We start from the raw sequence: 20,586 nt of genomic DNA, 5'->3' as shown, positions 1-20,586 counted from the left end.
AAACACCTTTTAGATTTTTTATAAAGAACTTAGAGCAAGGTGAATCGTTTTCTATCACTTTCGGAATTGTACTTTTTTCCATTTTTCAAACAAATGTGCCACTTTCAAACGCTGATATTTACCTGTTGATGTAACCGGCAGCTCTTCTCCAAATACCACTACTTTCGGTGCTTTGGAAAAAGGAAGGTGTTTCTGACAATAAGCCAAAATGGCTTTCTTATCGTTTTCAGCCCCTTCTCTTAACTGCACATACGCGCCCACTTCCTCTCCGTACCAATCGTTTTCAAATCCCACGGCAATGCCTGCTTTAACCCCGGGAGCTTTATTAATCACTTCATCAATTTCCAATGGAGCCAGATTAATTCCTCCGCGAATGATCAATTCTTTCAATCTCCCTGTAATGAAAAAGTACGGCTTTCCATCTTTGTCTTTTTTTATGAAACCTTCATCCCCGCTTCGAAACCATCCGTTTTTAAACGCCGACTCATTTGCTTCCCGATTATTGAAATACCCCTTCATCACATTCACCCCACGGATCACGATTTCGCCGCGCTCTCCTTCTTTAACCGAATTTCCTTCCTCATCCTGAATATCCATTTCATTGGCGGGAACCGGAATTCCAATGCTGGGGTAGCCGAAATCACGCATCCACTTGTTGTGTTCTTTTTTGGGTTGATCCGCCGGAATGAAGCAGGAGTAGCAGGTTGTCTCCGAGAGTCCGTACCCGTGAATGATCGACACATCAAATTTCTCCTCGAAATTTTGAGCTACCTGCACAGTGAGCGGACCTGCTCCACAAATAATGTGCCTGAGATACCCGGTCTTTGGAGCCTTTTTCCCGTCGAAATAATTGGTCAGATATTGCAGCAAAGTTGGAACTACGCTTACTATGTGTACTTCCTCTTCTTCAACCGCCTCAAAGAAATGTCCTGCACTGAATTTTTGGTTGAGCACCGTAGAACCGCCTGTATAAAATGGGGTAATCATAGTGACAACGGTGCCATTGACGTGATGGATTGGAAGCACGCACATCATTTTTGTTTGAACATCAATGTTGTGCCATTGGGATATAGTTCGCGCATCTTCGAGCAGATTTAGCTGTGTTAAAACAACCCCTTTTGGATTTCCTGTAGTGCCAGAGGTAAAAACAATCAGCGCTTCAGATTCTAAATCAATCTCAGGTTCATGCAGCTCTGATCCTGCATCCGAAAAGCAATCTGTATCTTCATCACAAATAACCAATTCAATCTCAGCAAGCGCAATTTCTTTGTTAACGATAGATTTGATTCTTCCTGCATATTCCTCCCGTACCAGTGCAAGTTTTACTTCCGCATTCTCCAGGATATAGGCAATACGATTATCGTCTTCACCCAAATTCACCGGTACCACTACTAACCCACAGAACCAGGCTGCAAAGTATTGCACCACCGTGTGCCAGTGATTGTGGGATATGGTCGCGATCTTATCTCCGGGTTGAATTCCTTTAGATTGGTAAAACCGGGCTGTGTTTAGCACATATTCGTAAAATTCCCGATAAGTGACTTCCGTTCTGTTTTGATCTGCATCCCGATAAGTTAGATAGACCTTATCGCTGCCAATACCTTGTTTAAGAAGCTTTTTGAAGTCGGTTCCTAAATCCGGCAACGGCTCATTGAGGCTTCGGGCATGATTGATCTTTTCTTCTAAGTTTTTGAATTCCATCGTACTCCAACTTATTTTTTTGGATGGTAGCAGATGAAATCAAGAAAGGCAAGCTAAAGCTATGAGCTGCAGATGAGCTTATTTTAGCACTTTACGCATTTTGAAATTATTGATACTGATCCCCTTTCTATTTACAACTTGTTCCTGAATCACTTCAAATCCATGTTTCTCGAAGAAGGGTCTTGCAGTAATACTTCCTTCTGTAATTATCTTATCAAGATTTCTTTCGTTAGCAAATGCAACCAATGCTTCCACTAAAGCTGTAGCAATGCCTTCGTGTTGATGATCTTTATGAACAAAAAGAGTATCCAGATAACCTTCTTTCGTTATTGACCCAAAACCGGTTATCTCGCTATCATTTTCTGCAACCACAAAACATTGATCAGCAATCTTTTTCAGCCACCTTGCTTTATCTTCAGCACCGGATTTCCACGCATCTAATTGTTGCGGGTTATAATCCTTGCTATTCACATTTGTGACGGTGTCTTTGAAAAGTTCAAGGATCTGCTTAAGATCAATTTGTTTAGCTTTTCTTAGCTTCATTGTATTTCAATGTATAAACATCATTGTTTAGCCGGTATTCTTGGGATCATCATAATATCACGCTGACGACCGTCGATGTACCAAACGCCGGTACTATCAAAAAAGGCGTCTTCTTCCAGCATAATACGGATCTCCTTACCCCACTCTTCGATGTAAGTAGCAGCATTCAGTTCAATGGAGTAGGCCGTATTCAGATGCAAAGTATAATCCCCATCGCCGGGCACTCCATCTTGTTGGTCCCACATTCCAAGAGTCGTTCCTGCTGCATGGCCATGGTAACCGATCGGGTGTGTGTAGATGCTTGGTTTAAGCCCTACTTCCCGGGCTTCCTTCAAAGACATGGCCAGCACTTCGTTTCCGGTTCTTCCTTCTTTGAAATTATCGGTAAATATATCCTGAACCTTATTTCCATTTTCAAAAGCTTTTCTTAGGTACTCGGGAACGTCATTCTCTCCGGGACGAAGTACATAGGCATGCTGTTGGGTGTCTGTATTCAACCTTAAGTATTTGATGCCAAAATCTACATGCAATAAATCACCGGGAAGGATTACATTACCGTCTGGCCGGCTGTCAAAAGTTCTTAAATGATCAAAAGATTCAGGATCAGCCCGTTGAATGGAAACACTGGGATGAAACCAGGTATCGAGTTTCAATGCTTCGATCTTTTCCCGGTACCACCAAACAACATCATCTGTAGTAGTAACTCCCGGTTGAATCACACGATCAGAGAATCCTTCCGCAATGATCTCATGCGCGATCCGCACAATTTGTGGATAGATATCCATTTCTTTTGGAGTCCGTGTCTCTAACCAGCCAACGGCCAGTTTCTCTGCAGAAACCAATCGGTTTGCATATTTTTTTCCCAACGCCTTTTTCATTTCTTCGTGGTCCGTGACTACCAATCCATCGGCATGCCCCCAGATCTTTGAGATATTGATACCAATGGTTTCAGGATCTCGTTCTTCGATGATCTCCTTAAGCCGCTCCCATTGATCCGGTTGGGATTCCGGATCCCATGCCCGCTTGAACATTTCTCCCACATCGTAGCGGGCTACTGCCAGGGTTTCTACCTTTCCGTTTCCCAAGTGATGCATCACCAAAATGGTTCTGCGGCGGGCTGCATGCCATGTAGCCGGAAGCAGCGTTTCAATCACCGGATCTTCATTGTATTCGCGGGATACGACGATCCACATATCAATTCCGGTTCGCTCCATTAACTCCGGTAGTACAGTCTCGATCTTATCTTTGAGCAGATCATCGATTACCTGTGCCCGTTCTTTAAGGGGTAAAATGTGAGGGTAATCCTGGGCAAAGGAAAATGGAGTTATGAATAGCAAAGCAAATAGAAGCAGAGATTTTTTCATTATGAAATGTTTGAATCTGTTTTTTGGGAATATGTAGATGAAAGTTGAGAGGGGCAAGGCTGTATTGAAAAACGGTTCACACAAAAAGAAAACCCCGATTTGCTTGACCAAATCGGGGTTTTGCAACAAAAATGAGTTTGAGAATTACATGGAGGCAAGATCACGAAGAGTCTTAGCCAGTTTTTCTACTTTTTTGCTGTCGTTGGTATTAGCGGCTTCATTCTCAAGGCCTTCTGCAAGGTCGTTAAGAAGTTTAGTTCGCTCTTTACCATTTACTTTTTCAGCAGCTGCAATTCTTGTACGCAGGTCAATTAACTCTTCACTACCTAAGGTGTTGTTACGGTCAAGTTGATCTACATAAGCTTTAGCCAGCACAAAAGTGGTTGGCCAGCTAAACTTAGGCTGCCCTTGAGCATTCAAGTAATCAAGTTTAACAGTATTGGCTGCTTCAATTTCATTACGAGTGAGATATGGATTTGGAGTTAATTCAAAGATATCAAGGCCGCGGGCAATCTCAGAGTTGATGATAAGTCCGTTGTACCAATACACAGACCAACTGCCTCCCATTTGCATTTGATTAGCATCAACCGGGCCACGATCGTGGTACGCAATTTCAATAGGGTTGGAAATATCGGTCCAATCGAACACCGAAATGCCGCCTTGATACCAAGATTGTACCATGATCTCACGATCCGGAACCGGAATCAAAGAACCATTATGGGCTACACAGTTCTCCTGAGCAGATTGAGGGGCCGGTAGCTTGTAATAGCTTTGGAACTCCATTTTGTTATTCTCATTAATGGTAAACAGTGCGTTTGCGCCCCACTCATATGGATCTGTTTCACGGCATTTAGGTTGGCCACCGCCGCCCCACTCATCGGTGAACAATACTTTGCTCCCGTCATTGCTGAATGTAGCAGAGTGCCAGTAAGAAAAGTTGGAGTCAGCTACCGCATCAACTCGTTTTGGGTTGGCAGGATCAGAAATATCCAACAACAAACCATACCCTTCGCAAGCTCCGCCTGCTAATCCGATCTCCGGATATAGTGTGATATCATGACATTGGTTAGGGCCACGTTCTTCGCGAGCTTCGCCACCGCCAAACTGTTCGTTTACAATCGCCTGAAGGTTTTCACGAAGGCTGGCGGAATCTGCAGCTGTTATTTCCGTTCCACCTCGTTTTTCCATTTGTTGTTTAAGCAATGCAGGTATAAATCGATCGGGAATCACACGTTCCTGGCCAAAAATTTCAGCAATATAAGCACCCTCTTCACGAGCTTTTTCCAGTTCTGCTTTTTCTGCAGGAGCCAAACCGTGTGTTGGAGGAGCTTTCAGATCTTCAAAAATTCGAGGAGAGTTAACGATCGCAGCTTCTTCAGGATTATCTAAAGGCACTTTAATGACCTCAATCCTAAACAAAGCAGAATTTGGATCTTCATCGGGGAGAGAACTAACACAACCCGGCAATTCTTCTTCCGGGCGAACCGGAGCTGAACCTGAAACATAGATATATACATTCTCATCATCATTTGGGTCTTTCAGGACGGAATGTGTATGAGAACCACGACACGTTTGAACGTTAGCCACATACTCAGGCTCTTCTACATTGGTAATATCGAAAATGCGGATACCACGAAGTCGTTCTTCACTTACTCGTTCCTGAACTCCTTCCGTTCCGCAATCAAGACGACCGCCAAAACCTTCACCGGAAACAAAAAGCAAGTTGCCATATACTGACACATCACTTTGTGAAGCCGGACACAAATAATCGGTAACCAGCTCAGGAGATCTTGGATTGCTTACATCCCATACAATCACTCCGTTGTAGTTACCTTGAAATACGTAGTTCCCTTTAAAAGCAAGGTCAGAATTTGTTACACCAACAAAATCCTCAGGTGGTTGCATTTGGGAAAGCATTTCAAGATTCCAGATAGCTTCTTCAGCATCAAACACACCGGCACCCAAACCCACACGAGGATCCGGAGATGGAGGATTAACATCAGAAATCGGTTGTGGTTCAATTTCGGGTGTTACAGGCTCCATGTCGTCCATCACTGATGAGGAAGAACAGGCATAACCTGCAATCAGTACCGAAACCATAAGCGTAAGAAACAGGCTTATCCGGCTACGCTTTTGAACCGGGCTGCTTGTTGTATCTTGGTTTTTCATACTGTTAGTTTGGTAAGTTGATCTTTCAGTAAAAGCTCTTGTTCGAAACAAATATCGTTTTGTTGTGATTTTAAAATACTTTTTTAATTGACCGACCCGGTTATTTCATCAAGCATCAGCTGCATTCGGTCTATTTCTGTTCGCTGGTCTACCTGAATATCAGAGGCCAATTTAAACGCCGCTTCATCTTGTACCGCTCCATCACTGTTGAATAGTTTGTCAACCATGGTAACCGCCCCCTGATGGTGACCGATCATGTATTTCAAAAAGAGCCGGTCAAACTCTTCTCCTTTGGCTTCACTAAGCTCTTTAAGCTGAGCAGGCGAAAGCATTCCGGCCATATTTGTGTGATCCATTTTCATATGATCTTCCCCCAATCCGTGGATCATTAGGTTAAGTCCTTCAATATGTACTTCAGGAACCGGCTGTCCCCGATCTTCCAGCCAACGCTGCATGGATTTAATTTCATCTTTCTGTGCATTGATTATCCTCGAGGCTAATCGCTGTACGGCAGGACTTGCATTATTCTCCGGAGCAAGATCAGACATGATGAGTGCCTGGGCGTGGTGAGCGATCATCCCGGTCATAAATTTCACATCATCTTCCGAGAAATTCATAAGAGCCTCTTGCTTTCGCTGCCAATACAATTCTTCCAGCTCCTCCGTTGAAGCATTTTCGGAAGGTTCGGTTACATTATTAGCAGAAGGTTCACTTGAAGATCCGGAGGTCATTTCACTGCTTTTACAAGCTGATAGTGTTCCGGTTACCAATAGAATTGCCACTATTCTCAGAATTCCAGAAAAATTCATCTGTCCCATTCCTCTTACTTATTGTCAAATTTATTCATCCCTACTTTATTGAGGGCATGTATTATAAGAGCATTCCACAAGAAAAACTATTAGCAAATGTAAACGCAGTTCGATCTGCGTTCGATATATTGCACACAAAAAAGGCCATCCGAGCAAACGAATGGCCTAAAAATTTTGATAATATTTTAAAGATTGCTTACAACTTCTCGATAGCCAAATCAATTCGTTTGAGCACTTCTTCTTTTCCGATAAGCTCAAGCGCGGGCGTCAGATCGGGACCAAAACCCTGACCGGAAACAGCCACACGAAGCGGCATCATCAACTTTCCGAAACCAACCTCATGCTCTTCAATGGTTTCTTTGATCTTATCTTTAAGCGTTACGGCTTCAAACTCCTCCTCAGAAAGCTGCTCGATCTTGTCGCGATAGGCTTTCAAAATCACAGGACTGTCATCTTTCCATTTTTTGAGAGCATTTGGATCATACTCTTTGGGAGCTTCAAAGAAGAAGGCGCCCATGCTTACGAATTCGTCAACTTTGGAGACGCGCTCATGCAGTAACTCAATAACTTCCGTTAAAAACTCATTGCTTGGAATCTCGAATTTAGATTCTTCAAATAGCGCTTTAACACGTGGCTTGAGCTCTTCTACCGAATGCTCGCGGATGTAGTTCTCATTATACCACATCAGTTTTTTGAAGTTGAATACCGCTCCGCCTTTGGAAACGCGATCGAGCGTAAATAACTCACACAATTCTTCGAGAGAATGAATTTCGGAATCATCACCGGGACTCCATCCCAAATAAGCCAGAAAATTCACCAGCGCATCCGGTTCGTAGTTACCTGAGATATAGTCTTTCGTATTTACCGGAATGCCTTCGCTTTCGGCTTTTCGCTTGGACAATTTTCCACCGCTTGGACTCATGATCAATGGCAAGTGCGCCATTTTCGGGGCTTCCCAACCAAAAGCGTTATACAACAAAATGTGCTTTGGCGTACTGCTGAGCCATTCCTCACCCCGAATTACATGGGTAATTTCCATGGTATGGTCATCCACCACATTGGCCAGATGATAAGTCGGCATGCCATCTGATTTCAGCAAAACCTGGTCATCGAGACCTTCGGTATCAAAAGAAACATGGCCACGAATTTCATCTTCAAAACGCACGGTTTCCTTTCGTGGAACCTTAAGGCGTACCACATATTCATCGCCGTTTTCCAACCTTTTCTCAACTTCATCTTTTGGCAAGGTCAAACTGTTTTTCATGGACTGACGAGTGATCGCATCATATTTTGGAGATGGATTCCCGGATTTCTTAAGCCGCTCACGCATCTCGTCAATTTCTTCCACGGTATCGAACGCATAATATGCCTGATCATTTTCGATCAACTGCTCAGCATATTTTAGGTAGATCTCCTTTCGCTCACTCTGTCGGTAAGGACCAAAATCACCGCCTTTACCGGGTCCTTCGTCGATTTCCATCCCTGTCCATTCCAGGGAATCGATGATATCTTGTTCAGCTCCTTCCACATAACGAGATTGGTCAGTATCCTCAATTCGAAGTACAAAAGTACCGTTATTATGGCGAGCAAACAGGTAATTATAAAGTGCGGTCCGGAGTCCGCCAATGTGTAAAAATCCGGTAGGTGAAGGCGCAAATCGTACGCGAACTGACATGTGTTATTTTGTTTTGTTGAATTCTTCTATTTTCGAGACTCTAAAGATAACAATTATAAATGTTGAATTTTGAATGATGAGATAGATTCTTCCTAACTCGGCATTCATAAACAAATAAGAATTTGAAATCCTAAAAGATTTGCCACCAAGTTGCAAGAACATGAAATTCATCCTTCGTGATTCTTTGTGACTTCGAGTCTTTGTGGTAAATAAAAGTATTATAAAAGACCCCACTGTGAAATTAGCTATCATTCAGCCCCAATTTGCACCAAATCTTTTTGATCTCGCAGCTATGCTGAAAGCCGACCTTGTGGTTTGGAATGACCTGGAGCAGTGGAATCGCAAAGGGCGAACGCACCGGGCTGCAATAAAAGGCGAGCAAGGTTTGCAGTGGATCAACATCCCCGTAATAACCGAAGATCGAAAAAAGCCCATCCGGGAAGTACGCATCGATCAGGATGAGGAATGGATCGAGCCATTTTGGAATGCGCTTCACCACAATTATTCCGATGCCACCTGGTACGACTTTTTTGCGGAGGAACTGGAAGCCGATATCCAACAATTTGCTGATTTCGAAAAAATGCTCGATCTCAACCAGTGGTTTTTCGGGAATATGATGAAGTACCTCGAATTTGATGTCGAATACCAGTTAGCCAGTCAAATCTCTGATTTTGATCCCAATCCCGACCTTTTTACTGAGCGAATGAATGCCGATGTTCTTTATCAGGAGCACGATTCCCGCCACTACCAATGGAGAAGTGACGCAGCCAAAGAAGCACTGAAAGTTCACCCCGAATATTCCCAGGTCGGAGATCATTTTCTACCCGAGTTAAGCATCCTTGATTTATTATTCAACGAAGGCAAAGAAAGCTTTCGTGTTTTCGATAAGATATCTTAAATATCAGCGCAACTCCGCGATTCATCTGCGTAAAAACTTTATGCCACGAACTAAAAAAAATTTTTTCTCGCGGATTTTCGCTGAGTTAGGCGCAGTGTTTCGCGAAGTTCTTATTTCTTTGTTCCTTGTTCGGTATTCGATATTCTATTGGATGTTCTAAACACTTTCCCTATCATCGGGCATGGATAAAAAAACAACTGACCAGAAATTCACACCAAAATGGCTGCAGGAATACACCGTATCGCTCATTTTGGGGATACTCTTCATTTTGCTTTTCTGGTGGTTCACCTCAACATTCAACTTACCTTGATGTATGAGCTGGATTGACTGGTCGGTATTGATCGCTTTTTTAGGTTATACCATTTGGGATGGTACGCGCCAGGGTAAACAGGCAAATTCTATTGAGGGATATTTATTAGCCAACCGTTCTATGCCCTGGTGGGCTGCCGGACTTTCCGTAATGGCCACTCAAGCTTCTGCCATTACCTTTATCGGGACCACCGGCATTGCCTACGTTGAAGATATGCGATTTGTACAGACCTATCTCGCTATCCCTTTTGCAATGATCTTCATTTGTATGTTTCTGGTTCCCTTTTTTAGTCGAATGAAAGCTTTTACGGCTTATGAATCTCTGGAAGAACGGTTTGGTTTAAAAACACGACTTACCACAGCAGGTCTATTTTTGATCTCCAGAGGATTAGCGCTCGGGGTGATCATAGCGGCTCCTTCCTATGTACTTTCCCTCCTTCTGGGACTTCCTTTGAATATCACCATTCTGATCATTGGGGTGATTGCTACCCTGTATACCACAGTGGGCGGAATTGCCGGTGTAATCAATACCGATGTCAAGCAAATGATCGTGATGATGTTTGGGCTGGTCTTTTGCTTTGGTTTGATATGGTATCATCTACCGGATGAAGTAGGTTTTGACGGGGCTCTCTATCTCGCCGGAAGCCTGGATAAACTAACGGTTATGGATTTCAACTTCGATCTAACTGAAAAATATAATGTATGGAGTGGCGTGATCGCAGCCTTCTTTTTAATGGCTTCCTATTTTGGAACCGATCAGTCTCAGGTGCAGCGCTATCTCACAACAGATTCTGAGAAGAACGCCCAAAAATCATTGTTACTTACTGCTTATGCCAAGGTGCCTATGCAGTTTTTCATTTTGCTGCTCGGGGTAATGTTGTATGTATTCTTCATCTTCAACTCAGCGCCGGCTTCTTTCCGTGCCACAGAACCTGTGGCCCAGACCGAGCAACAACAGATCGCAGAACAAAAGGTCTTGCAAGAGTATCAAATGGCGCATCATGCTCGAGAACAAGCGGCTTACAATGCCGTCAAAAATCGAGATGCTGCCAGCCAGAAACTTTTTGTTGAAACAGATGCTCAGTTAAACGCTGCCCGTGATGCCGAACTTGATTTGCAGGCTGAAATTCGGCAAGCTGATGTCAACGACACTAATTATATATTCCCTTATTTCATCCTCAATTATGTACCTATTGGATTGGTTGGATTGATCGTTGCAGGAATTTTTGCAGCAGCCCTCAGTTCCATTGACAGTGAACTAAATGCCCTCACTACGGTCTCCATTGTGGATTGGTATCAGCGACTCAAGGGAGATATGCATGAAGAAGCTCATTATGTGAAATCTTCCCGTGGGGTTACATTTTTCTGGGGAGCACTTGCTACCGTTTCCGCTTTGCTGATGGGAGAAACGCGCTCTATCATTGAATTAGTTAACCAAATCGGCAGTTATTTCTACGGCTCCATTTTGGGCGTTTTCATCCTCTTGCTTTGGGTAAAACGAGCTACGGGCACGGGGGCCTTGATCGGATTGATCTCAGGAATGCTATCCGTCTTCACTTTCGATCGACTTTTCTATAGCGCCACTTCCGATAATTATTCTTTCTTCTTTCCCTGGAATCAGGTTCCCGATGGATATACCAAAGCTATCGAGTTTCTATGGTTAAATCCGGTGGGGACGGCGGTTGTAGTCATTGTTGGTTTACTCATCAGCTATATCTTGCCAAAGAAATAAAGCCACCAAAAGATTTATTCCGTAGAAACATCGGTTATTTTCTCAACTCAATCTCATCCTCATCCCAGAACTTTGAACCCACCGGTGGACGGTAGGGCTGAAACGGAATCTTTAATAAGTTACCGAGATCATCATTTTCTTTGGGGTCCATATGGGTGTCGATGCCGTATTTTAGCTGTTTGATATCTTCCACTTCGGCAAAAGTCCCAAATAACCGATCCCACACAGCAAAGATATTTCCATAATTGGTATCCGTGAGGGGCTGGGTGTAGTGATGATGAACCTTGTGCATCAGCGGAGTAATGAACACCCAGGATAAGGCACGATCTACCGTTTTAGGCATATTGATATTGGCATGCGTAAGATGTGCAAAGAGAGCAGAAATGCTTTGGTATAAAAATACGATCCAGATGGGTGCGCCTACAATAATCACCCCGATAATAGTAAATACCATACGGAAAACGGCTTCCCCGGGATGGTGACGAAGTCCGGTAGTGACATCCACGTTGGTATCGCTGTGGTGAACCAGATGAAATTTCCACATGAACCGCACCTTATGCTCAATCCAGTGAATGAGGTAAGCTCCAAAGAAATCCAACAACATGACACCTGCTATCATTTGCACCCAGATCGGCATTTCGATCCACTGAAGTACTCCAAATTCATTTGTGGTGACATAATTTGAAGACCATACTAAAAGCCCGGCAAAACCCAACCCTATTACCACAAAAAAGCCGTTAAGGATCAGGTTGATAAATGCATGACGCACTTTTTTATATCCAAATTCAAAGAGAGGGAATACGCCCTCAATCACCCAAAACAAAAATATCCCTCCTATCAGCATGCCCGCCCTGAAAGTGGTAGGAACGTTTTCAAAAAATTCTATTAATGATTCCATATCAAGTATCTTTGGTTGACCAACTCTATAAAAATGCTAAAAACGTGACTCAGGTTCAAAACAAGATTCCATAAAAAAAGCCCCGTGCAGTTAATGCACGAGGCTTAATTTAAGATCTAAAACTACGCTTAGTCGTCGCCTTCGAGAATATCCTGCACCCGCATTTGGATGTCTTCCAAATGTGTTCTCGTAGCACGATCAAATCCTCCGCTGCGGAGAGCACGATCAATGTCACGATTCAGAATGTTCAGCTGATTTCGAACAACCGGACGGATATCGGATTGGCTAACATCCACAGATGGGCCAAACCACCAGCCATTTGGCAGTTCTTCGGTCATAAGGCTTTCCATTTCTTCAACATAAGCACGTTGTAATGCACGGCGATGCACATCAATATTTTCATTTGCACGTACTTCGCTAAAGATGCCGTTTCGGACATCATCCATCATTTCAAATGCCGTGTAGGTGTCCTCATCGGAACGTCGTTCAAATTCAATAAGCCGTGCAATACGACGGCCATCAACTACGGAACTTAAAACACCTGCCTGAGCACCACGGAAGTTATCAACTGCGGTAGCTTGATTTACACGGTCGAGAATCTCTTTGTTGAAAGCCCAGGTTGGGGTACTGAAGGCATGCTTCTGAAGAAATTCCATGGCTTCTCTTTGCGTAGCCTCGGGAACAGCTTCATACACAACCCCTTCTTGTTCGTAGGTCTTATGGTTTTCATACACACCGCCAATATTGCTGAGTGCATGCCCCATATATCGTCTCCACTGCCCAATTACATTATTGTACAGTTCCTCAAGTTCCTCATAATTTGCACCTTCGCGCTCTGTCCACTCGATCAGGTTATCAGTAATCACCTGAAGATTAGCAAGGCCTAACTCTCCGGCCTCCATAGCGTTATTGGTAAGGTCTTCATTTTGAGAACGAGGATCGATCTTGGAACCGGTTTGAGCACCATAGAAATACAGAGGATCATCAGCTCTTTCAAGCGTCCATTCGTTCAGTGTTTCCTCGATCTCTTCATCGGTCCAGTCTTCTGGAAACCAGGTATATCCCCATTTTGCATTCCACTTATCATAAGGACCAACAGCAGGATAGAAGTTTGTCACGCCATCTCCGGGCTGAGCCACATAGTTGAAGCGGGCATAATCCATGATAGAAGGCGCGGTTCCATTATTGGAGGTAAACTCAGGGTCACGCAATTGATCTACAGTATATGCATAGCTCGATCCCCAGTTGTGTGGGAAACCCAAGGTATGTCCTACCTCATGAGCAGATACAAATCGGATCAATTCTCCCATGATCTCATCATCAAATTCTACACCCCGGGCATCAGGGTTTGCGGCTGCTGTCTGGATGAAGAACCAGTTTCGAAGCAGATTCATCACATTGTGATACCATCCAATATCACTTTCGAGGATCTGTCCGGTTCGGGGATCATGAACATGAGGTCCGTATGCATTCTGAATTGGAGATGCAAAATAACGGATCACTGAATAGCGTACATCTTCAGGACTGAATTCAGGATCTTCTTCGGGAGTTGGAGCTTCTTTTCCAACAATAGCATTCTTAAAACCAGCTGCTTCAAAAGCTACTTGCCAGTCGTCAACCCCTTGGATGAGATATTCTCTCCATTTTTCCGGAGTAGCCGGGTCAATGTAATATACGATCGGGTTTTCAGGTTCCACTAACTCATCACTTTCGCCATTTAACCAGGCAGTGTAAGCTTCTTTGTCTTTAGGTACAAGTTTCCACCTGGTAATATGGCGAATTTGCTTAGCCTTTTGAGCATCAGCTGTATACTGAGTTTTTTGAACACTGAAGAATCCTACCCGTTGGTCGTAAGAGCGTGGACGCATAGGATCATCCGGAAGCACGATCATGCTGTGATTCAATTCCAGGGAAATAGTACCTGTTGAAGAATTCGATGGAGGGTTGCCCGCATCATAGGTGATCACATTTCTCGCTTCTACATTTTTGGGGTAACTGTTGATGTGCTCAACAAACGTTCTGTTACCATCCACTCTTCGCACCTGATACTGACGACGAGCACCACTGTCTAATCCCAAGGAAGGAATGTCATCAGTAAATAAGCTGGTAATCTCTATTACTGAACCGGTAGAATCTTCATTCAAAGCCTCAATACTGAAAGACGCAATGATCGGTTCAAAATTTGAGTTTTTAACGGCTTCAAAAATCGGCTCTTCTTCGGAGGCCACGTTTTCATAGGATACGTGACGAAGAAGGATCTTATCATCTTTCTTTTGCCATCTTATGATCTGGGTATTCAGTTTTTCTCCCCCGTAACCCAGGTTATCGGCTGTTTTGGCAATTCGTGAAACCAATAACATCTCACGGTCCAAAAGATCATTAGGGATCTCGTAATAGTATTTGTCTCCCACTTTGTGCACATCAAACAGGCCTTCGTCTGATTCTGCATCTTTAGTGATGACATCACTGTATTTTTTCATTCCTCCTTTATCGCCGTTAGAACCGCCTCTCATACTTTGAGAAGGCCGCTCAGAAGCCGATGCATTTTCTGTGGTCTTACAGCCTGTAAATACAAATGTAAAACCAAGAAGCAGCACGGAGAGTAGCTTAATAGTAGATTTTCCGTAGTTCATAGATCTTGATTGTTTATGATTAGTTTAACAGGCGTTAAAAGTGAGATTAGTTTGTCAGCTAATCAAGTACCACAAGGCCTGAGTTGTGTAAAAAGATTAAAACGAAACAACCTGATCAGCGAAGATATTCCGTAAACCAACCTTCTGTCCAGTCCAAGGCTTCAGCGAGTGGTTTAGGAAATTCCTGCTCTTCAAATGGATGTGCTGCTCCGTAGGTATGTGTTCCACTTGAAACCAAACGCAGTTCTTTATCCTTCGACTCACATGCGATATGCAATTTCTCGGAGTTGGTGTATGGAACCGTTTCGTCTTCCCGCCCATGAATAAATAATGTCGGGATCCGTAGTTCTTTGATACGTTCCATAGCGATCACACGGTCTGCATTTTCCACAGAATCGTCATAAACCACTTTCCCTACCTTCATCATTTGACCGGTGCGCGAGTTTTCGATCTCGGTATACCCCTGTTTTTCCCAGTCTTCTTTCATTTTGTCAGTCCAGCGTTCCCGGTAATCTGCTACAGCAGACCACGTTACAAGGCATTGAACAGGGTCATATTCCACGGCAGCTGCAATTGCAGTGTGCCCTCCCCTTGAATGACCAATTAAACCGATCTTATCGGTGTTCATGTTTGCGTGATTATCTGAGATCTCTCCCCTTTGAAGTGCTTCAATCACGGAACCAATATCATTAAGATCCTGAGATATTGTTTCCCGTTCAAAGAGTTCAAGTTCTGTAAACTCCATCTTTTTGTCGCCAATGCCATTCAATGAAAAATTCATGGCAACTACACCATAGCCTGCCCTTGCAAGTTCTTCGCATACGTCCGGAAAAGGTCCCCAATCTTTAAATCCTTTAAACCCATGTAAGAATATGATCACCGGAAAACTTAATCCATTTCTTGAGATCGGGGAATACAGGTCATAACGAATCGGTAAGCCTTCGGTTGAATCTATAGCTCCTGAAGAAATCGAAATACTGCTAACGTCCATAAAAATTTTATTATTTATCTTTGTTGAAATCGAGTGTTTCGAGTTTAACCAATTTTCGCAGGTTATTAATTTCATGCTGACGTAAAAATCTCCAACGCCCCATAGGAACATCCTTTAGGTTCAACCCCGCATATTCTACCCGTTTCAGCTTGGTCACTTCTGTTCCGTGAAAGCGAACCATTCTTCGTATCAGGTGATTTCTTCCTTCAAAAACAGACATTTCAAACGAATACGGATCATCGACAAATTGGGTGATGTTATATCCTTTTGCAATGCCATCTTCCAACTCTACTCCATTCAAAAATTCCTCAAGTTGTGATTCGGTAAGAGGGGTTTCGGTAGTCACTAAATATGTTTTTCGAACAGAATAGCTGGGGTGCATCAATCGGTGAGCAAGATCGCCATCATTCGTCAGTACCAGAAGCCCGGTGGTGTTACGGTCTAGACGACCTACCGGATACACTCGATAACCTGTGGCATCCTCTATCTGATCCATCACAGTGGTACGATCTTTTTCGTCGTCTGTGGTAGTGATCACATCTTTTGACTTATGAAGTAACAGGTAAACAAAAGGCTCCAGGCTTAGATTTTGGCCATCAACAACAACGGAATCTTTACGGCGAACCTTAGTGCCAAGTTCAGTTGTCACTTGTCCGTTAACCTGAACCTTGCCGGCTGATATATATTTATCGGCTTCGCGGCGGGAGCAGAAACCGGCATGTGCAATGAATTTATTCAGCCGGATCTCTTCTTCCTGCGAATAATTCTGATCAACTTTAGCTGCTTTCTTATTATCTGCTTTGTTCTTGTAATTTCTTTTTCCGCCTTTAGGCTTGCTCATTCTTCCTCGTCCGTTTCTTTTTCTTCTTTTGATTGTTGTTCTTCTTCACTGTTTTGTGAAGGCAAATCGTCTTCATCTTGTTCCAGCCCTTCTTCCTGATTCCTTTTTTTGGCCTCAAATTCCTCAAAAAGTTCGTCTGCTAAATCTTCTTTGGAAGTTTCTTCATCGGCTTCTTCCATTTCATCCATCATCAGCTGACGCTCCATCAACAACTGCCGGTGTTCGGCCATGTCATCATCTTTAAGGATCTCATCGATCTCGCGCGGTTTTGGAAGTTCATCCACGGAATTAATTCCAAAGTGCCGGAGAAAATGCTTGGTGGTTTTATATAAAAGCGGTTTGCCGGGACTATCGGCCCGCCCGCCCACTTCAATAAGTGCCTTTTCCATAAGTTGCCTGAGGATATAACCGGAATCTACTCCACGAATTTGATCCACTTCCGGTTTGGTGATGGGCTGCCGATAAGCTACAATCGCCAATGATTCGATGGCTGACTGTGACAGTTTCCGATAAGCATTTTCGTGCTGAAAGATACTTAGCCAATAATGATATTTTGATTCGGTCACAAATGTATAACCCCCACCCAACAATTGAATGCGGAAGCTAAGTCCGTTTTCATCATAGCGCTGATTGAGTTTATCTACAAAATCCTCTACCGATTCTTCGGTGATCTCAATCTGCTCTTCATTTTCTACGATGATCTCACGGATCTTTGATCCCGGAATCGGCTCATCACTGGCAAATATTAACGCCTCGATCACCGACGAAAGCCTCGTCCCATCAATAAATTCGTAATCGTTCTTCATTAAGTGTAAATGTGCTTTGTGCTTTGTGCTTTGTGCTTTGTGCTTTGTGCTTTGTGCTTTGAAACTTACGCAAACCCTTATTCAACCCACAATCTATTTCTTTGTGTGCCCAGGGAATATTTTAATCGCATTCTTCCACGATGAAGAATCCATCTTCACCCTGATCCTGATACAGCGGCATCAACACAAAACCGCTGCGTTGCGCTAAAATTTTTCCATGCCGGTCGGTAGCCAGCCATTGTCCTTTTTTCACCTTATCGAAGTTCTTGAACCCGGGTCTCATCTCGAATTCATCGCCTGGTTCAATGATGTGTTTATACAGAAACTCCACTTTATGGGGAAGTGCCTCGGTTTGAGCATTCAGATAATCATAATACCTGGGAAAATCGTCTATATCTGAGGCTGAAATAACTCCTGATGCGACCAACAAGCACATTAGTCCCGCAGTAGCATTCTTTCGGGCGCTTGCACTAAAATGCTGACCGGTTTCAAACGCAAAACCTATATTTCCGGTATTCTGAAAATACTTCAGGGCCGTTCCATGAAGTGCTTTTTCGATTCCAAAAATCAGAGGAACACTTAATTGAGCTAAAAGGGTAATATTTCGTTCATCTCTGGTGCTGATCACAAACAAACCATCTTCAGCCGAAAAAGTGTGCATATCAAGAAAAATGACCGGGTTTTCATTACCAGCTGACTCTAAGATAGGGTCTACGATCTCCAGTACCTTTTTGGTTTCTCTTCGCTCAGCAGTTAAGATCTCAGCTATCGGCGTTCTGCGGATCTTGTCAAGAATTGAAGTAAACCAAATACGATTCATATCCTCATCAATAAAACGTTTACCCTCCTGAAGAGCCTGAATGTTACCGATCAACCCCAGAAAACGGCCATGCAACGATGTCTTGTTGTCCTTTATTTTTTTAAGGATGTGCTTTGTTGCTTCAATGCCTGAAGGTTCGTTTCCATGAATTCCGGCCATGGCAATAATAGTGGGACCGGGATAGTCCCCTTGTATATCTCCGATAATGCGATCTGAATAATCTATTAACTGTTTTTTCTCTTCAAGTTTTTCCAAATCAATCAATATTGTTTTGAGCGAAATAGCAATGAATTATTTTTTATCTAAAAATGATCACCTGATCTAATGCCGGGTTTCAAATATGTGAATGCGCTGTTTGATGGTAATAACAAGATCCTAAATTAACTTTCGTTTTATCGGAGAGTGATTATTCTTCATTTTGGTGTTCATCGGCCAAAACCTGAAGCAACCGTCGGGTTATATTCATGAAGTTATCTTCCGTGATCACCCCAACAAGACGGCTGTTTTTAACCACAGGAAGGCATCCGATCTTTTGCTTCTGCATGATCTCCATGGCTTCCATAATGGATGCTTCCGGGTGAATGGTTACCGGGTTCTGCTCCATGATGTCATCCACGGTTTGATCCACAGAAGCCTGCTCATCTTCATTAACAACTTTTGTGTATTCCCGCAAAACCTTCCGCATGGTGATAAGTCCTACCAAATGTTTTTGATCATCTTCAACCGGGATGTACCTGATCTTTCTCCAGTCCAGCAGGTTGGCCACAAATTCGAGAATATCATCTTTTCGAACCGTAAAAAGATCAGTAGTCATAAATTCTTCCACCATCAGCTTTGATGGCTTCCAGTGTTCCATATCATGAATTTTGGCAAGCCCCCATTTATGCACCGGTTCTCCCTTCTTTTGATTTTTGATCATTGCGTTGGTGATGGCCGAAAGCGCCTGTTCACGATTCCCCTGTTTAATCAAATTTCCATAGGACTTCACCACCCAATAAGATCCGGTTTGAGCCGATTCCACCCGGTCTTCAATCACCCCCAAATAGGTTTCAATATCCGATTGGTTGATATCTGCTTTCTGAAGTCCGTGTTTGGCTATAGGCAATAATTCGTCTTTGATCAGATCTACTGCAGTGATCTTACGGTCATCGGTCCATATAAATTTGGTATCGAGGCCCATTTTGGATGCTGCGAAGAAGTTCATCCGGGCATTATCGAAATCCATTTCCCGGGTGATATCAGGATACTCATCTTCAAATCCATTCAATAAACCCAGCCAAAATGCGGCATTTGCTACTTCATCTACAACCGTTGGCCCGGATGGGAAAATCCGGTTTTCAATACGTAAATGAGGTTTTCCATTTCCAACACCATAGCAGGGCCGGTTCCACCGATATACCGACGAATTATGTACATTCAATGCCATCAATTGAGGAGCTTTTCCTTCTTTCATCAATTTCTCCACCTCTTCCTCAATCTCGGCACTTAACATCACCCGGTAGCGGGAGATATCCTCCTTATAAATATCGAGGATGCTGTTTTCCAACCATTGATTTCCGAACGTCACCCGCGGACTCGAATCCCGCAAATGTTCCCCAACTTGTCGGGTATCTATGGATTGATGGAAAAGGGCCACGCGAGTTTCAGCCCAAAGCCGCTTTCCAAAAAGGATCGGTGAATTCACCGCGCAAGCCAAGACAGGAGCCGTTACCGCCTGGGCAATGTTATATCGATTCACAAAATCTGAAGGTTTCACCTGTAAATGCACCTGAAAACCGGTATTACATGCTTCCAGTAAAGGAGAGTCAAACTTCATGAGCAATTCATCCATCCCCTGAATGCGGAGCTCAAACTCTTTTCCCCGCAGTTTGTTAATAGCCTCGCAAAGCGCTTCATAACGCTGAAGCGGAGTCAGATTTTTGATATCCACATCCATTTTTCGGATCGTAGGCAAGATGCCGGTCAGCAGAATATCACCCCCCAATTCTCGAACCGTTTCCCGTACATGTTGCATATTTTTATGCAGGTTATGCTCCATTTGAGAAAGGGAATCTCCTGTAAATTCAAGAGGCTCCATATTAATCTCGAGATTAAACCGGGCAAACTCCGTGGTATAATTACCATCACCCAAAGCCTCAAGTACATCCATGGATCTTGGAAAAACCTTACCATGCGGATCAACCATGCATAACTCCTGTTCAGCCCCAATACGTAAGGTATCCGTTTCGAACCAATCGTCTTCCAGCATGGTTTTCAGGGCCCGCATATCACGGAACACCTGCTTCATGAATTTTTGAACCTGCTCGTTGTCTTCAGCGTGTTTAACTCGCTCTTCGCCCATTGTCTGTAAATTTATAATGGAATGAAACCATCTTTAAATACTTACTTTGAAAGGGT

15 protein-coding genes are annotated in these 20,586 nt (G+C 43.5%); 2 read left to right on the top strand and 13 right to left on the bottom strand.

Annotated elements, in window-relative coordinates; all coding sequences use genetic code 11:
- Positions 1-54: 54 nt before the first annotated feature.
- The 6 genes from B151_RS18790 to gltX all read right to left on the bottom strand — a co-directional run bounded on the left by B151_RS18790 (position 55) and on the right by gltX (position 8,261).
- Complete coding sequence (locus tag B151_RS18790; protein ID WP_020404127.1) at positions 55-1,701, bottom strand: class I adenylate-forming enzyme family protein; 1,647 nt, start codon at positions 1,699-1,701, stop codon at positions 55-57.
- 78 nt (positions 1,702-1,779) lie between these two features.
- Positions 1,780-2,244, bottom strand: a complete 465-nt coding sequence (locus B151_RS0113225) for a GNAT family N-acetyltransferase (protein ID WP_020404126.1) — start codon at positions 2,242-2,244, stop codon at positions 1,780-1,782.
- Positions 2,245-2,264: 20 nt separating this feature from the next.
- Positions 2,265-3,608, bottom strand: coding sequence for a M24 family metallopeptidase (locus B151_RS0113220; RefSeq protein WP_020404125.1), 1,344 nt, complete (start codon positions 3,606-3,608; stop codon positions 2,265-2,267).
- Positions 3,609-3,752: 144 nt separating this feature from the next.
- Positions 3,753-5,777, bottom strand: coding sequence for an LVIVD repeat-containing protein (locus B151_RS0113215; protein WP_020404124.1), 2,025 nt, complete (start codon positions 5,775-5,777; stop codon positions 3,753-3,755).
- 83 nt (positions 5,778-5,860) lie between these two features.
- A complete protein-coding gene (locus B151_RS18785; RefSeq protein WP_245550415.1) occupies positions 5,861-6,586 on the bottom strand; it encodes a DUF305 domain-containing protein in 726 nt (241 codons plus the stop codon).
- 196 nt (positions 6,587-6,782) lie between these two features.
- Positions 6,783-8,261 (bottom strand): glutamate--tRNA ligase, encoded by a 1,479-nt coding sequence (gltX, locus tag B151_RS0113205; RefSeq protein ID WP_020404122.1) that lies wholly within the window; start codon positions 8,259-8,261, stop codon positions 6,783-6,785.
- A gap of 235 nt (positions 8,262-8,496) precedes the next feature.
- Here gltX and B151_RS0113195 point away from each other — a divergent pair, with 235 nt between their 5' ends.
- Both B151_RS0113195 and B151_RS0113185 read left to right on the top strand, forming a co-directional pair.
- The gene (locus B151_RS0113195; RefSeq protein ID WP_020404121.1) at positions 8,497-9,159 is read left to right on the top strand and encodes a WbqC family protein; all 663 of its coding nucleotides are present in this window, start codon (positions 8,497-8,499) and stop codon (positions 9,157-9,159) included.
- A gap of 313 nt (positions 9,160-9,472) precedes the next feature.
- Positions 9,473-11,200, top strand: a complete 1,728-nt coding sequence (locus B151_RS0113185) for a sodium:solute symporter family protein (protein WP_020404119.1) — start codon at positions 9,473-9,475, stop codon at positions 11,198-11,200.
- 34 nt (positions 11,201-11,234) lie between these two features.
- On the opposite strand, the gene B151_RS18780 is transcribed toward B151_RS0113185, so the two are convergent.
- The 7 genes from B151_RS18780 to B151_RS0113150 form a co-directional block, all read right to left on the bottom strand.
- Positions 11,235-12,098 (bottom strand): sterol desaturase family protein, encoded by an 864-nt coding sequence (locus tag B151_RS18780; RefSeq protein WP_020404118.1) that lies wholly within the window; start codon positions 12,096-12,098, stop codon positions 11,235-11,237.
- A 128-nt stretch (positions 12,099-12,226) separates the two neighbouring features.
- Positions 12,227-14,731, bottom strand: coding sequence for a zinc-dependent metalloprotease (locus tag B151_RS0113175; protein ID WP_020404117.1), 2,505 nt, complete (start codon positions 14,729-14,731; stop codon positions 12,227-12,229).
- Between the two features lie 115 nt (positions 14,732-14,846).
- Positions 14,847-15,722 (bottom strand): alpha/beta hydrolase family protein, encoded by an 876-nt coding sequence (locus B151_RS0113170; protein ID WP_020404116.1) that lies wholly within the window; start codon positions 15,720-15,722, stop codon positions 14,847-14,849.
- A 10-nt stretch (positions 15,723-15,732) separates the two neighbouring features.
- Positions 15,733-16,563: a pseudouridine synthase gene (locus tag B151_RS0113165; RefSeq protein WP_020404115.1), complete on the bottom strand. Its 831-nt coding sequence runs from the start codon at positions 16,561-16,563 to the stop codon at positions 15,733-15,735.
- The gene (scpB, locus tag B151_RS18775; protein ID WP_020404114.1) at positions 16,560-17,369 is read right to left on the bottom strand and encodes an SMC-Scp complex subunit ScpB; all 810 of its coding nucleotides are present in this window, start codon (positions 17,367-17,369) and stop codon (positions 16,560-16,562) included. Before scpB ends, B151_RS0113165 begins: the two co-directional genes overlap by 4 nt.
- 121 nt (positions 17,370-17,490) lie before the next feature.
- Positions 17,491-18,444: a succinylglutamate desuccinylase/aspartoacylase family protein gene (locus tag B151_RS0113155; RefSeq protein ID WP_245550413.1), complete on the bottom strand. Its 954-nt coding sequence runs from the start codon at positions 18,442-18,444 to the stop codon at positions 17,491-17,493.
- 151 nt (positions 18,445-18,595) lie between these two features.
- Positions 18,596-20,530, bottom strand: coding sequence for a CBS domain-containing protein (locus B151_RS0113150; RefSeq protein WP_020404112.1), 1,935 nt, complete (start codon positions 20,528-20,530; stop codon positions 18,596-18,598).
- Positions 20,531-20,586: the final 56 nt, after the last annotated feature.

Source organism: Gracilimonas tropica DSM 19535, from assembly GCF_000375425.1.
Taxonomy (GTDB): domain Bacteria; phylum Bacteroidota; class Rhodothermia; order Balneolales; family Balneolaceae; genus Gracilimonas; species Gracilimonas tropica.
Note: the sequence above shows the minus strand (reverse complement) of the source record. Positions and strands in the feature narration are given on the sequence as shown.